Source organism: Luteimonas sp. 22616 (assembly GCF_052044325.1).
In the GTDB taxonomy this organism is placed as follows: Bacteria; Pseudomonadota; Gammaproteobacteria; order Xanthomonadales; family Xanthomonadaceae; genus Luteimonas.
This window is the reverse complement of the sequence record NZ_JBQEMW010000001.1, coordinates 785,577-798,625: the sequence shown is the minus strand read 5'-3', so window position 1 is coordinate 798,625 and position 13,049 is coordinate 785,577. Positions and strand designations below refer to the sequence as shown.

Annotated in this window: 11 protein-coding genes; 4 read left to right on the top strand and 7 right to left on the bottom strand. The window is 70.5% G+C overall.

All coding sequences use genetic code 11. The annotated features are described in order from the left end of the window. Positions 1-14: 14 nt before the first annotated feature. From ACTJIL_RS03735 to ACTJIL_RS03720, 4 genes are all read right to left on the bottom strand, one after another. Positions 15-569 carry an SRPBCC family protein gene (locus ACTJIL_RS03735; RefSeq protein ID WP_440754252.1) on the bottom strand — a complete coding sequence of 185 codons (555 nt, stop codon included), beginning with the start codon at positions 567-569 and terminating at the stop codon, positions 15-17. Positions 570-645: 76 nt separating this feature from the next. After that, the gene (locus ACTJIL_RS03730; protein ID WP_440754251.1) at positions 646-1,317 is read right to left on the bottom strand and encodes a glutathione S-transferase; all 672 of its coding nucleotides are present in this window, start codon (positions 1,315-1,317) and stop codon (positions 646-648) included. Positions 1,318-1,401: 84 nt separating this feature from the next. Further along, complete coding sequence (locus tag ACTJIL_RS03725) at positions 1,402-3,312, bottom strand: ATP-binding cassette domain-containing protein (RefSeq protein WP_440754250.1); 1,911 nt, start codon at positions 3,310-3,312, stop codon at positions 1,402-1,404. Positions 3,313-3,789: 477 nt separating this feature from the next. Then, positions 3,790-5,394 carry a protein adenylyltransferase SelO gene (locus tag ACTJIL_RS03720; protein ID WP_440755831.1) on the bottom strand — a complete coding sequence of 535 codons (1,605 nt, stop codon included), beginning with the start codon at positions 5,392-5,394 and terminating at the stop codon, positions 3,790-3,792. A gap of 186 nt (positions 5,395-5,580) precedes the next feature. Between ACTJIL_RS03720 and ACTJIL_RS03715 the strand changes: the two genes are divergently transcribed. Continuing rightward, a complete protein-coding gene (locus tag ACTJIL_RS03715; protein ID WP_440754249.1) occupies positions 5,581-7,557 on the top strand; it encodes a DEAD/DEAH box helicase in 1,977 nt (658 codons plus the stop codon). A 249-nt stretch (positions 7,558-7,806) separates the two neighbouring features. On the opposite strand, the gene ACTJIL_RS03710 is transcribed toward ACTJIL_RS03715, so the two are convergent. Continuing rightward, positions 7,807-8,205 carry a hypothetical protein gene (locus tag ACTJIL_RS03710; protein WP_440754248.1) on the bottom strand — a complete coding sequence of 133 codons (399 nt, stop codon included), beginning with the start codon at positions 8,203-8,205 and terminating at the stop codon, positions 7,807-7,809. Then, entirely contained in the window at positions 8,202-8,954 is a 753-nt protein-coding gene (locus ACTJIL_RS03705) for a sulfurtransferase (RefSeq protein WP_440754247.1), read from the bottom strand. Before ACTJIL_RS03705 ends, ACTJIL_RS03710 begins: the two co-directional genes overlap by 4 nt. 152 nt (positions 8,955-9,106) lie before the next feature. On the opposite strand from ACTJIL_RS03705, the gene ACTJIL_RS03700 reads away from it, so the two are divergent. The 3 genes from ACTJIL_RS03700 to ACTJIL_RS03690 are packed head-to-tail and all read left to right on the top strand — an operon-like array spanning position 9,107 to position 12,115. Beyond that, the gene (locus ACTJIL_RS03700) at positions 9,107-9,664 is read left to right on the top strand and encodes a YaeQ family protein (RefSeq protein ID WP_440754246.1); all 558 of its coding nucleotides are present in this window, start codon (positions 9,107-9,109) and stop codon (positions 9,662-9,664) included. Between the two features lie 4 nt (positions 9,665-9,668). After that, the gene (locus tag ACTJIL_RS03695; RefSeq protein WP_440754245.1) at positions 9,669-10,853 is read left to right on the top strand and encodes an NAD(P)/FAD-dependent oxidoreductase; all 1,185 of its coding nucleotides are present in this window, start codon (positions 9,669-9,671) and stop codon (positions 10,851-10,853) included. Continuing rightward, positions 10,850-12,115: a TIGR03862 family flavoprotein gene (locus ACTJIL_RS03690; RefSeq protein WP_440754244.1), complete on the top strand. Its 1,266-nt coding sequence runs from the start codon at positions 10,850-10,852 to the stop codon at positions 12,113-12,115. Before ACTJIL_RS03695 ends, ACTJIL_RS03690 begins: the two co-directional genes overlap by 4 nt. 39 nt (positions 12,116-12,154) lie before the next feature. On the opposite strand, the gene ACTJIL_RS03685 is transcribed toward ACTJIL_RS03690, so the two are convergent. Further along, entirely contained in the window at positions 12,155-13,036 is an 882-nt protein-coding gene (locus ACTJIL_RS03685) for a pseudouridine synthase (protein ID WP_440754243.1), read from the bottom strand. Between the last annotated feature and the right edge of the window lie 13 nt (positions 13,037-13,049).

The window sequence follows — 13,049 nt, the reverse complement described above, 5'->3', positions numbered from 1 at the left end:
TGCTGTCCCATCGCTCAGTCCCCGTCGCCGCGCGTGGCACGCCCGGCTCGCAGGTGATCGGCCAGCGCGCCCAGTTGCAGCGCCTGCACGTGGTCGACGACCGGCGCGAGTTTCGACAGGTCATCGGGCGCATAGCCGCCGGCGCGGTAGAACAGGGTGATGCGCGTGCCGCCTTCGGCCGGCGCCAGCCGCCATTCCATCACGCCGTGCAGGCCCATGCCCTGCATCGGGCCAAGGCCGCCGGTCAGCCGCAGCAGTTTTCCCGGCTCGACGAAGGCCACGACCATGTGCCGCGCGCTGCGCTTGCCATCGGCGGCGCGTTCGCAGAAGCAGCCGCCGGCGACCGGCTCGATGGACAGCATCGATTCGGTGCCCCACCACGTGTGGTCCTTCGGCCACCAGCGATCGACATCGCCGACCAGCGCCCGCCATGCCGTGTCCGCATCCACCGGCACGTCGCGTGAATTCTCGACGGTGAAGCCCGCCGGGGAAGCGTCCACCACGCCCGCCACGGCCGCGGGTACCAGCGCACAAGCGAGCAGCAGGCCAAGCAGCTTCGTTCGATGCATGTCGTTCCCCCGGAGGCGTCGCCGGTTTACCCCGCGTAGAGGCTCCGCGCAAGTGTGGCCGGCCGGTTGCAACACGTCAGTTCACCAGCGCGTACGGGCCGCCGCGCGCAAGCGCGCGCTGCCAGGCGGGACGAGCGTGGATGCGCTGCAGCCAGTCCTGCAGGTACGGATAACGCTCAATGCCCAGCCGCGCCGCCAGCGCTTCAACCGGGAAGCTCATCTGGATATCGGCCGCGCTGAAGTCAGCGCCGCCAAACCAGGCCGCCTTCGCCAGTTCGGCTTCGAGGTAACCGGCATGCAGCTTCAGTTGCGGCCGGATGAAGCCGGCCATGGCCTTGCCGACGATGCCGCGCGCGACCGGGCGGGCGAAGAAGGGCATCGGCGCCTGTTCGATGCGCGCGAACACCAGCGCCAGCAGCAGTGGCGGCATCGCCGAGCCTTCGGCGTAGTGCAGCCAGTAGCGCCAGCGCAGGCGCTCGCGGCTGCCGGGCGGCGGCGCCAGCGCATGCGCGGCGTCGTGGCGTTCGACCAGGGCCTCGATGATCGCGCCGGATTCGGCCAGCACGTCGCCTTCGTCGACCACCACCGGCGACTTGCCGAGCGGATGGATCGCGCGCAGTTCCGGCGGTGCGAGCAGCGTTTTCGGGTCGCGCGCGTAGCGCACGATTTCGTAATCGAGGCCGAGCTCTTCCAGCAGCCACAGCACGCGCTGGGAGCGGGAATTTTCGAGGTGATGAACGGTGATCATGGAATCCTGTGGCCCTCGTGCGTGTATCCCGAACCTGATGTCGCACTCCTGCAGGCCGATCGGGGCGCGCGGGCTTTGGGCCGCTCAGCCTTCGAGCGCTTCCCAGCGCGCATAGGCCTCGTCGAGCTCGGCCTGCGCCTCGGCCACGGCCGCGTTGTGCGCGTTGATCGCGGCGCTGTCGCGCTGGTAGAACGCGGGCTCGTTCATCGCTGCGGTCAGCGCGGCAACCCGGGTTTCCAGCGCCTCGATGCGGGCCGGGAGCTGTTCCAGCTCACGCGCTTCCTTGTAGCCGAGCTTGCGCTTCTCGCTGGCGGGCGCAGTGATGGCCTCCGCTGCCGGCGTCTTTGCCGCATTCGTGTCCGACGCAGCCGCGAACGGCTGGCCGGCCCCCGGCTCCTGGCGCATCCGCGACTGGCCCTGGCGAACCCAGTCGCTGTATCCGCCGACATATTCGCCGATGCGTCCGTCGCCGCCGTCCTGCATCACCAGGGTCGAGGTCACGACGTTGTCGATGAAGTCACGGTCGTGGCTGACCAGCAGCAGCGTGCCCGGGTATTCGGCCAGCAGTTCCTCCAGCAGCTCCAGCGTTTCCACGTCGAGGTCGTTGGTGGGTTCGTCCATCACCAGCAGGTTGGACGGCTGCGCGAACAGCTTCGCCAGCAGCAGGCGGTTGCGCTCGCCGCCGGACAGCCGGGTGATCGGCGCGCGGGCGCGCTCGGGCGTGAACAGGAAGTCCTGCAGGTAGCCGATCACGTGCTTGCGCTTGCCGCCGACCTCGACGAACTCCAGGCCCTCGGCGACGTTCTCCAGCGCATTCCAGTCCTCGCGCAGCGTGGCGCGGTACTGGTCGAAGTAGGCCACCTGCAGTTGGGTGCCGACGCGGATCTCGCCCGCCTGCGGCTGCAGTTCGCCCAACAGCAGCTTGAGCAGGGTGGTCTTGCCGCTGCCGTTGGCGCCGATCAGGCCGATGCGGTCGCCGCGCAGGATGGTGGTGGAAAAGTCGCGCACCAGCGCGCGGTCGCCGAAGGAAAACGACACCGCTTTCGCCTCGATGACCTTCTTGCCCGACGCGCCGGCCTGCGCGGTGTCCATGCGCACGTTGCCGGTCTGCTCGCGGCGCTGCGCGCGTTCCACCCGCATCGCCTCGAGCCGGCGCACGCGGCCTTCGTCGCGGGTGCGGCGGGCCTTGATACCCTGGCGGATCCAGACTTCCTCCTGCGCCAGCATCTTGTCGAAACGCGCGTTCTCCTGCGCCTCGGCGTTGAGCCGCTCTTCCTTGCGGCGCAGGTAGTTGTCCCAGTCGCCCGGCCAGCTGGTCACCTGGCCGCGGTCGATCTCGACGATCCGCGTGGCCAGCGCGCGCAGGAAGCGGCGGTCGTGGGTGATGAACACCAGCGCGCCGGTCCAGCCCTTGAGGAAGCCTTCCAGCCAGTCGATCGCGGCGATGTCGAGGTGGTTGGTGGGCTCGTCGAGCAGCAGCACGTCGGGCGCCGACACCAGCGCGCGGGCCAGCAGCACGCGCCGCTTCATGCCGCCGGACAGGCGGGCGAAGGCCGCGTCGCCGTCGAGTTCGAGCCGGGTCAGGGTCTCGACCACGCGCTGGTCCAGGCGCCAGCCATCGGCCGCCTCGATCCGGCCCTGCACCGCCGCCAGCGCGGCCATGTCGATGTCCTCGGCATGGGCAAGGCGGTGGAATTCGGCCAGGTCGGCGCCGAGCCCGCCCAGGCCCGCGGCCACCACGTCGAACACGCTGCCTTCGGCGCCGGCGGGCACCTCCTGTTCCAGCCGCGCCACGCGCACCCCGCCCTCGCGGCGGACCTCGCCGTCGTCGGGGCGGATCTCGCCGTCCAGCAGGCGCAACAGGGTGGACTTGCCGGCGCCGTTGCGGCCGATCAGGGCGATACGCTCGCCGGCCTCGATGGCCAGGTCGACGCGTTCGAGCAGCAATGGGCCGCCGACACTGTAGTCGACGGCATTCAGGGAGATCAGGGGCATGCGCATAGTGTAAGGGGCGCAGCCGCCCGGCCCTATGCGCCGGACGCGCGCCAGCGTACATTTGCGCAGCGTCGACCACCCAACCAGCGGAGACCGTCATGGCCAAGAGCCTGGACAAGAAGAAAGAAGAGAAGAAGAAGCCGGAAAAGACGCTGAAGGAAAAGCGCGCGGCGAAGAAGGAAAAGAAAACCGGCCATTGAGCCGGTTTTCTTTTTGGGGATTCGGAATTGGGGGTCGGAGCTCGGAGTTTGAGGCTCGGAGTTCGGGACTTGGGGTTCGGGACTCGGAACTTGAGGTTCGGAGCCCGGAACTTGGGGTTTGGAACCCGGAGCATGAGGCTCGGAGCTCGGAACTTGGGGTTTGGAACCCGGAGCATGAGGCCCGGAGCTCGGAACTTGGGGCTCGAATCCCGGAGCGTGGGGTTCGGGACTCGGAACTTGAGGTTCGGAGCTCGGAACTTGAGGCTCGGGACTCGGCCTACGAACTGCAGGACAGCATCGAACACCCTGCCCGGTCGCGCGCCCAGTCCGGCCGCTTCTGCGCGAACGCTTCGCGGCCCGGCTGCTCGTCGTACGGGCGGCGCATGACATCGAGCAGTTCGGACACGCCGCTGTCGTCGCCCTGCTCGGCGCGGTCGATGGCCTGCTGCGCCAGGTAATTGCGCAGCACGTAGCGCGGATTGGCGGCGTGCATGCGTTCACGGCGTGCCTGCGGCGAAAGCGGGTCGTCGCGCAGCCGCGCGGCGTAGCGGGCCAGCCAGGCGAGCAGCGCCGCCTCGGATTCGCCGCGCCTGGCGTCGTCGTAGAACGCGGCCGCCATCGGCGCCAGCGCAGGCGCGTCGGGGTCGACATCGGCCAGGCCGCGGAACCACAGCGTCATGTCGATCTCCGCGATCTGCATCAATCCATGCAGGTTCTGGACGAGTTCGACATCCTCGTCGCGGCATTCGGCCAGGCCCAGCTTGCGGGCGGTGTGTTCGCGCTCGGTGCGCTCGTAGACGGCCGCGAACCGGTCCAGCCCGTCCTGCAGCGGCTGCACGCCGGCGAACAGCGGCGACAGCGCGTGCGCCAGCCGCACCAGGTTCCAGTGCGCCACCTTCGGCTGCCAGCCGAAACGGTAGCGGCGGCCCTGCGCGTCGGTGGTGTTGGGCGTCCAGTCCGGGTCGTAGTCGTCGATCCAGCCATAGGGGCCATAGTCGATGGTCAGCCCGAGGATCGACATGTTGTCGGTGTTGAGCACGCCGTGGACGAAGCCCACGCGCATCCAGTCGGCCACGGTCACCGCGGTGCGCTCGCAGACCTGCGCGAACCACGCGCCGAACAGCGATTCGGTGAAGGCGCCTTCCGCGCGCAGCCCGGCGAGCGGGGCGCGGGCCGGTTCGGGCAGCAGTTCCGGGAAATCGCGCCAGACGCAGAACTCCGCCAGCTGCCGCAGCAGGTCCAGCTCGCTGCGCGAGGCCGGCAGCTCGAAGCTGCCGAAGCGCAGGAACGACGGCGCGACCCGGCACACGACCGCGCCCGGCTCGGCGCGCGGATGGCCGTCGTAGAACATGTCGCGCACCACCTCGTCGCCGGTGGCCACCAGCGACAGCGCGCGCGTGGTCGGCACGCCGAGGTGGTGCATCGCCTCGCTGCACAGGAATTCGCGGACCGACGAACGCAGCACCGCGCGGCCGTCGGCATGGCGCGAGTACGGCGTCGGCCCCGCCCCCTTGAGCTGCAGCTCGTGGCGTGCCCCGGTGGCATCGAGCACTTCGCCCAGCGTGATCGCGCGGCCGTCGCCCAGCTGCCCGGCCCAGTGCCCGAACTGGTGGCCGCCGTAGTTGGCCGCGAACGGCGCCATGCCCGGCAGCAGCGCATTGCCGCCGAACACCGCGGCGAATTCCGGCGAAGCCACGTCTTCGGCGCTGAACCCGAGCCGCTGGGCCATTTCACGCGAATACGCCAGCAGCCGCGGCGCGGCCACCGGCTCCGGCTCCACCCGCGACCACAGCGCGCCGTGGACCTGGCGGATGCCCGGCCCGGCCTCCGGGTCGCCCGGAAGCTCGCGCAGGAAGGCATTGTCGAAGTGCAGCGCAGGCAGCGTCATGCCACCAGCTTATTCGGTCACGCCCCTTTGTCCGGTTAAACTGCACACTCGCGCCGTGCCCGCCGACACTGTCGACCGCGAACGCCTCGCGTCCTCCTTCGACTGCAATCCGTTCGCCTGCCCCTTTCGGGGCCAGGCCCGCCAGCGCGTTCCCACGCCTACGAACCACCCGAGACTTCCATGACCAGCGCCGACGCCACCCCCGCCCCGGGCCCCAAATTCACCGATCTGGGCCTGCCCGACACGCTGCTGCAGGCGCTGGCGGCGGTCGGCTACGAGTCGCCCTCGCCGATCCAGGCCGCGACCATCCCGCCGCTGCTGGCCGGCCGCGATGTCCTCGGCCAGGCCCAGACCGGCACCGGCAAGACCGCGGCCTTCGCGCTGCCGATCCTGGCGCAGGTGGACCCGCAGCCGGGCAAGCCGCAGGCGCTGGTGCTGGCGCCGACCCGCGAGCTGGCGATCCAGGTGGCCGAGGCGTTCCAGAAGTACGCCGTGCACATGCCGAACTTCTCCGTGCTGCCGGTCTACGGCGGCCAGGGCTACGGCCCGCAGCTGCACGCGCTGCGCCGCGGCGTGCATGTGGTCGTCGGCACCCCGGGCCGGGTGATCGACCACCTCACCCGCGGCTCGCTGGACCTCTCGCAGCTGCGCTGCCTGGTGCTCGACGAGGCCGACGAGATGCTGCGCATGGGCTTCATCGACGACGTCGAAACGGTGTTGAAGAAGACCCCCGAGACCCGCCAGGTGGCGCTGTTCTCGGCCACGATGCCGGTGCAGATCAAGCGCATCGCCCAGACCTACCTGAAGGACCCGGTGGAGATCGCGATCAAGTCGGCGACCTCCACCGCGCGCAACATCCGCCAGCGCTACTGGATGGTCAGCGGGGTCAACAAGCTCGACGCGCTTACCCGCATCCTCGAGGCCGAACCGTTCGACGCGATGATCGTGTTCGCCCGCACCAAGCTCGGCACCGAGGAGCTGGCCGAGAAGCTCGCCGCGCGCGGACTGTCTGCGGCGGCGATCAACGGCGACGTCGAGCAGAAGACCCGCGAACGCACCATCCAGCGGCTCAAGGACGGCCAGCTCGACATCCTGGTGGCGACCGACGTGGCCGCGCGCGGACTGGACGTGGACCGCGTCAGCCACGTGCTGAACTACGACATTCCCTACGACACCGAGAGCTACGTCCATCGCATCGGCCGCACCGGCCGCGCCGGGCGCAACGGCGAGGCGATCCTGTTCGTCGCCCCGCGCGAGCGCGGCATGCTGCGCGCGATCGAACGGGCCACGCGGCAGCCGATCGAACAGATGGCGCTGCCCAGCGTGGAAGCGGTCAACGAGCAGCGCGTGGCGAAGTTCCTCGGCCGGATCGGCGCGGCGCTGGAGAGCAGCGACCTGCCGCTGTTCCGCGAACTGGTCGAACGCTACGAGCGCGAGCACAACGTGCCGGCGGTGGAGATCGCCGCGGCGCTGGCGCAGCTGGTGCAGGGCAAGACGCCGCTCCTGCTGCAGGCGCCGCCGGAGCGGCCGCGCGAGTCGTTCCAGCGCGAGCCGTTCCAGCACCCCAGGCGCGAGGACCGCGGCGAGCTGCGGACGCACGGCCACGAACGCCTGCCGGTCAAGCGCCATCCCCACCCTGCGGAAACATCGACCGGCCGCGACGCTCCCCCTGCGCAGCGTGGTCCCGGCCACGACGCAGCGCGGCACGCGCCGCCCCCGTCGCCACGGCACCCCAACGCCGCCGAAGCGATGTTCGCCGACGACGAGGCGCCGCGCCGCGAAAGCGCGCCGCGCCCGCCACGCGCCGACGACGTCGCCATGGAAACCTTCCGCATCGAGGTGGGCCACGTCCACGGCGTGCAGCCGGGCAACATCGTCGGCGCGATCGCCAACGAGGCGGACCTGGAAAGCCGCTACATCGGCCGCATCGACATCCGCGACGACTACAGCCTGGTCGACCTGCCCGAAGGCATGCCGCACGAGCTGCTCGAACACCTCAAGCGCGTCTACGTCTCCGGCCAGTCACTGAAGATGCGCCGCGCCGATGTCGCCGATACCGGCGCCCCGCCGCCGCGCGGCAAGCGTCCGTTCGCCGGCAAGCCACGGGCCAAGCCGCTGCCCGCGCGCAGGCCGGGCCCGAAGCGCCCGCCGCGCTGACCGCGCTTCTGTAGGAGCGGCTTCAGCCGCGAGCTTGCTCTGCGGCCGGTGCGCGGAAGAGCGGGATGTCGCGATCTGTCCTGCCCCCTGTCATCCCGAGCGCAGCGAGGGATCTTGCCCTGCGACGCGCGGGCCGGATCCCTCGCTGCGCTCGGGATGACAGCTACAGCCAAGGCGCGGGCTGCTCCCTCCCCACGCGCGCGCCTCGCCCTCTACACACGCGTGCCCCTGCAAAACCCCAAGGTCTGGTCAGTGCGTGTCTGGCGCCGCAGGCTCCGCTGCCTGGATGTCCGGTGTGTCGGGCGTCCCCGCCTCTGTCGGCGGCAATGCTTCGGGCCCGGCGTCGGGCTCTGGCGAAGCGATGCCGCTGCGCTGGACGACCTCGTCCACCACGCCGTCGACGACCCTGCCCGTCGCCTGCTTCGCCAGGTTCGAAGGGTCGGCGACCTCCTCGATGCGGCGTCCGTCGAAGTCCGGCCCGAGGACATAGAACAGGTCCGACACCGTCGGCCAGCCCATGTGCGGGGCCGCCCACCAGTAGACAGCGACCAGCACCACCACGGCCAGGACCATCTTCAGCGCCGCGCCGACCAGCTTGTACGCCAGGTACAGCGCCAGCGGCACCAGCAGCAGCGCGAGCCAGCTCAAGCGGCTTCCTCCAGGCCGGCATCGACCAGCGGCGCCAGCGCCGGATCGAGCGCGATGCGCCCGTCGAACACGAAGCAGCGGCCATCGAAGCCCTGCCCGCCCACCTGCTCGAAGTAACCCAGGATGCCGCCGTCGAGCTGCAGCACGTTGTCCATGCCTTCGGCCTGCATCCACAGCGCGGCCTTCTCGCAGCGGATGCCGCCGGTGCAGAAACTCACCACGGTGGCGTCGGCCAGCGCCTCGCGATGCGGCGCGAGCGCTTCGGGCAACTCGGTGAAATTGTCGATCGGCAGGGTCAGTGCACCGGCGAAGGTGCCATGCGCGACTTCCTCGCGGTTGCGGGTATCGAGCAGCAACAGGCGCCGGCCGGCGTCGTCGTGGCCCTGCGCGATCCAGCGCGACAGGTCCGCCGGTGCCACCACGGGCGCCCGTCCGCGCAGCGGCGAGGCGTCGTCGCGGCGGAAGCTGATGATCTCCGGCTTCACCTTCACCTTCAGCCGCGCGAACGGCTGCGCGGTGCTGCGGCTGTACTTCACCTGCAGGCCGGCGAAGCGCGGATCGGCGCGCAATTGCGCCAGGAAGTCCTCGATGCCGGCGTCCACGCCGGCCAGGAACAGGTTGATCCCCTCCCCGGCCACCAGCACGGTGCCGAGCAGCGCGCCGGCTTCGGCCAGCGCGCGCAGGCGCGCGGCCAGCGTGTCCGGGGCGTCGATGGCAACGAAGTGATAGGCGGCGATGTTGGTGACCATGGCCGCATTCTACGGAATGCGCGGCCGCGGGCCCGCGACACCCGGGCCCGCGACACCTGAACCCTCCCGCAGCGCCCGCGCCGCGCGTGCGGGCAACGCCTGTGGTGGCGGACGCCTACACTATGCGCCGGCAATCGCCTCCGACGGGTCGCATGGCACTCAAATCCACCATCTACAAGGCCGAACTGCAGGTCAGCGACATGGACCGGCACTACTACGCCACCCATGCGCTGACGCTGGCCCAGCACCCCTCCGAAACCGAGGAGCGCCTGATGGTGCGGCTGCTGGCGTTCGCGCTGCACGCCGACGATGCGCTCGAGTTCGGCCGCGGCCTGTCCAGCGACGACGAACCGGACCTGTGGCGCAAGTCGCTCAGCGGCGAGATCGAGCTGTGGATCGACCTCGGCCAGCCCGACGAGGCGCGCATCCGCAAGGCCTGCGGCCGTGCGCGCGAGGTGGTGGTGGTCAACTACGCTGGCCGCGGCTCGGACATCTGGTGGGACAAGCACCGCGGCGCGCTGGCGCGCATCGGCAACCTCACCGTGCTCGACATCGGCAGCGCCACGGTCGCCGCGCTGGCTGCGCTGGCCAACCGCACGATCCGCCTGCAGTGCATGGTGCAGGACGGGCAGTTCGAGCTCTATGGCGAGGGCACCTCGCTGACGGTGGAATCCAGCGTGCGCATGGCGCCGGCCGGGCGGACGCACTGACGCAATGGCGGAGGCTTTCGACGTCGTCGTGATCGGCGCCGGCGCGGCCGGGCTGATGTGCGCCATCACGGCGGGCCAGCGTGGGCGGCGGGTACTGGTGGTCGAGCATGCCAACAAGGTCGGCAAGAAGATCCTGATGTCCGGCGGCGGGCGCTGCAATTTCACCAACACCGGCGCCGGGCCCGCGAACTTCCTCTCGGCCAATCCGCATTACTGCAAGTCCGCGCTGGCGCGCTACACGCCGGTGGACTTCATCGCCATGGTCGAACGCCACGGCATCGCGTACCACGAGAAGGAACTCGGCCAGCTGTTCTGCGACGAGTCCTCGAAGCAGATCGTGCGCATGCTGCTGGACGAATGCGAAGCGGCCGGCGTGCGCATCGAGATCGGCTGCAGCGTCGAGGACGTGCGTGCACGGGACGGCGGCGGCTTCGCGCTGCGCACCGCGCGCGGGCTGTTCGCTGCGACGTCGCTGGTGGTCGCCAGCGGCGGGCTGTCGATCCCGAGCATGGGCGCCAGCGGTTATGGCTACCAGCTTGCGCGCCAGTTCGGCCACGCGGTGCTGCCAACCCGCGCAGGGCTGGTGCCGCTGACGCTCAGCGGCACGCATTCCGAGCGCGTGCAGGACCTGAGCGGCGTGTCGCTGCCGGTCGAGGCGACCTGCAACGGCCAGTCGTTCCGCAACTTCATGCTGATCACCCATCGCGGCCTGAGCGGGCCGTCGATCCTGCAGGTCTCCTCGTACTGGCAGCCCGGCGACACGCTGCAGCTGGACCTGCTGCCCGCACTCGACGCCGAAGCGCTCCTGCGCGAACAACGCCAGTCACGACCGGCGGCGGAACTCAAGACCGTGCTGTCCGAACAGCTGCCGAAGCGTTTTGCGCAGCGCCTGTGCGAGGCGTGGTTCCCGAACCGCCCGATGCGCCAGTACACCGAACGCGAGTTGCGCGACATCGCCGCCCAGCTGCATCACTGGCCGATCACCGCCAGCGGCACCGAGGGCTATCGCACCGCCGAGGTCACCCTCGGGGGTGTCGATACCCGTGAACTGTCGTCCAGCTCGATGGAATCCCGGCGCGTGCCCGGCCTGTACTTCATCGGCGAGGTGGTCGACGTCACCGGCTGGCTTGGCGGCTACAACTTCCAGTGGGCCTGGGCCTCGGGCCACGCCGCGGGAGAAGTCGCGTGAGCACGCTCGCCGTGATCGGCGGTGGCCCGGCCGGGCTGATGGCGGCGGAAGTCGCGCGCGCCGCGGGCGTGGAGGTCGACCTGTTCGACGCCAAGGGCTCGGTCGGCCGCAAGGTCCTGATCGCCGGCAAGGGCGGGCTCAACCTCACCCATTCCGAGCCGATGCCGGGATTCGCGCAACGTTACCGCGAGCGTGAACGCGACATCGCAGGCTGGCTGCGCGACTTCGATGCCGACGCGCTGCGCGCCTGGGCGCGCGGACTGGGCGTGGACACCTTCGTCGGCAGTTCCGGGCGCGTGTTCCCGTCCGACCTCAAGGCCGCGCCGCTGCTGCGCGGCTGGGTGCGGCGCCTGCGCGACCAGGGCGTGCGCTTCCATGTCCAGCACCGCTGGCTGGGCTGGGACGACGGCGGCGCGCTGCGCTTCGCCACGCCCGACGGCGAACGCGTGGTGCTCGCCGATGCCAGCGTGCTCGCGCTCGGCGGCGGCAGCTGGCCGCAGCTCGGATCGGACGGCGCGTGGCAGGACGTGCTGCGCGATCGCGGCGTGGAGGTCGCCCCGCTGCGCCCGGCGAACTGCGGCTTCGACATTGGCTGGAGCGGCCACTTCGCCCAGCGCCACGCCGGTGCACCGCTGAAGCCGGTGATCGCGCACTGGCGCGACGCCGCCGGCCACGAACACGCGCAGCAGGGCGAATGCGTGGTCACGGCAACCGGCGTCGAAGGCAGCCTGGTCTACGCGCTCTCGGCCGACCTGCGCGACGCCATCGCGCGCGACGGCAGCGCCGTGCTCCATCTCGACCTCGCGCCCGGGCGCGGCCAGGCACGGCTGCGCGATGCGCTGTCCAAGCCCCGGCTGGGCCGCAGCCTCGGCGAGCACATCCGTCGCCAGACCGGTTTGTCTGGCGCGAAGTCCGGCCTGCTGCGCGAGGTGCTCGACCGCGATGCGATGGAAGAACCCGCCACGCTCGCGGCGGCCATCAAGCGCCTGCCCCTGGTCCTTCGCGCACCCCGGCCGATTGCCGAGGCGATCAGCAGCGCCGGCGGCGTGCGGCTCGAAGCGCTGGACGACGCGCTGATGCTGGCCCCGGGCGCCCATGCCGTCCCGGCCGGCACGTTCTGTGCCGGCGAAATGCTCGACTGGGAGGCGCCGACCGGCGGCTACCTGCTCACCGCCTGCTTCGCCAGCGGCAAGCGCGCGGGTGAAGGCGCCGTGGCGTGGCTTGCCGCGAGAGGCGTGGCGCCGCCACCGGATTCGCGATAGCTCCCCTCCACCCGATTCCAGATCGCGTCCGGAACGTGCTCAAAGCTCGCGCCGGCTGCTGAACTCCCGCCGCAGCCCGCTCAGCGGATCGACGAACGACAGTCGCCGTGCCAGCAGTTTCAGTGGCCGCGAATAATCGACGCTGTCGGGATTCGCCACCATCTCCGGATAGACATCGTCATTGACGATCGGCGCGCCCAGCGCGGCCATGTGCACGCGCAGCTGGTGCTTCCTGCCGGTCACCGGCCGCAGGCGGTAATGCCAGCAGTCGGCGCCCCGCCCGATGACATCGAGGCGCGTCTCGCTGTTCGCTTCGCCGTCGGCTTCGCGCATGCGGAAAAAAGGCTCGCCGCGCACGAGCCGCGAGCGGCGGATACACGGAAACTCGAGTGCCGGCAGCCCCGGCGCCAGCGCTTCGTAGGTCTTGTCGATGGCGCGGTCGCGGAACAGCGCCTGGTATCGCGCGCGCGTTTCGCGGCCCGCGGAAAACAGCACCAGCCCGGCGGTGGCACGGTCGATCCGGTGCAACGGCACCAGGTCGGCATTGCCGGACGCGTTTCGCAGGCGCGCCAGCAGCGTTTCGGCCACGTAACGCCCGGCGGGCACCACCGGCAGGAAGTGCGGCTTGTCGACCACCCACAGGTCGTCGTCGGCATGCAGCACCACTTCGTGGAACGGAATCGGCGCCTCGTCGGGCACCTCGCGGAAGTAGCGCACTTCCATGCCGACGCGATACGGGTGCGTCGGCTGCAGCGGGTTGCCGTCGCGGTCCTGCACCCGTCCACGCTCGAAACGCGCGCGCCACTGCTCGCGCGAAATGGCGGGAAAACGTTCGCACAGGCCATCGATCAACGTCGGCCAGTTGCCGGGGGGAAGCTGCAGGCGGCTGGCCGCCAGGTCATCCGGCCGATTGCCGGTCATGGCCCGAAGCGCC

Bases quoted from the DNA above. Each gene is read 5' to 3' on its own strand.
- ACTJIL_RS03735 (WP_440754252.1), bottom strand. From the start codon at position 569: ATGCATCGAACGAAGCTGCTTGGCCTGCTGCTCGCTTGTGCGCTGGTA.
- ACTJIL_RS03730 (WP_440754251.1), bottom strand. From the start codon at position 1,317: ATGATCACCGTTCATCACCTCGAAAATTCCCGCTCCCAGCGCGTGCTG.
- ACTJIL_RS03725 (WP_440754250.1), bottom strand. From the start codon at position 3,312: ATGCCCCTGATCTCCCTGAATGCCGTCGACTACAGTGTCGGCGGCCCA.
- ACTJIL_RS03715 (WP_440754249.1), top strand. From the start codon at position 5,581: ATGACCAGCGCCGACGCCACCCCCGCCCCGGGCCCCAAATTCACCGAT.
- ACTJIL_RS03705 (WP_440754247.1), bottom strand. From the start codon at position 8,954: ATGGTCACCAACATCGCCGCCTATCACTTCGTTGCCATCGACGCCCCG.
- ACTJIL_RS03700 (WP_440754246.1), top strand. From the start codon at position 9,107: ATGGCACTCAAATCCACCATCTACAAGGCCGAACTGCAGGTCAGCGAC.
- ACTJIL_RS03695 (WP_440754245.1), top strand. From the start codon at position 9,669: ATGGCGGAGGCTTTCGACGTCGTCGTGATCGGCGCCGGCGCGGCCGGG.
- ACTJIL_RS03685 (WP_440754243.1), bottom strand. From the start codon at position 13,036: ATGACCGGCAATCGGCCGGATGACCTGGCGGCCAGCCGCCTGCAGCTT.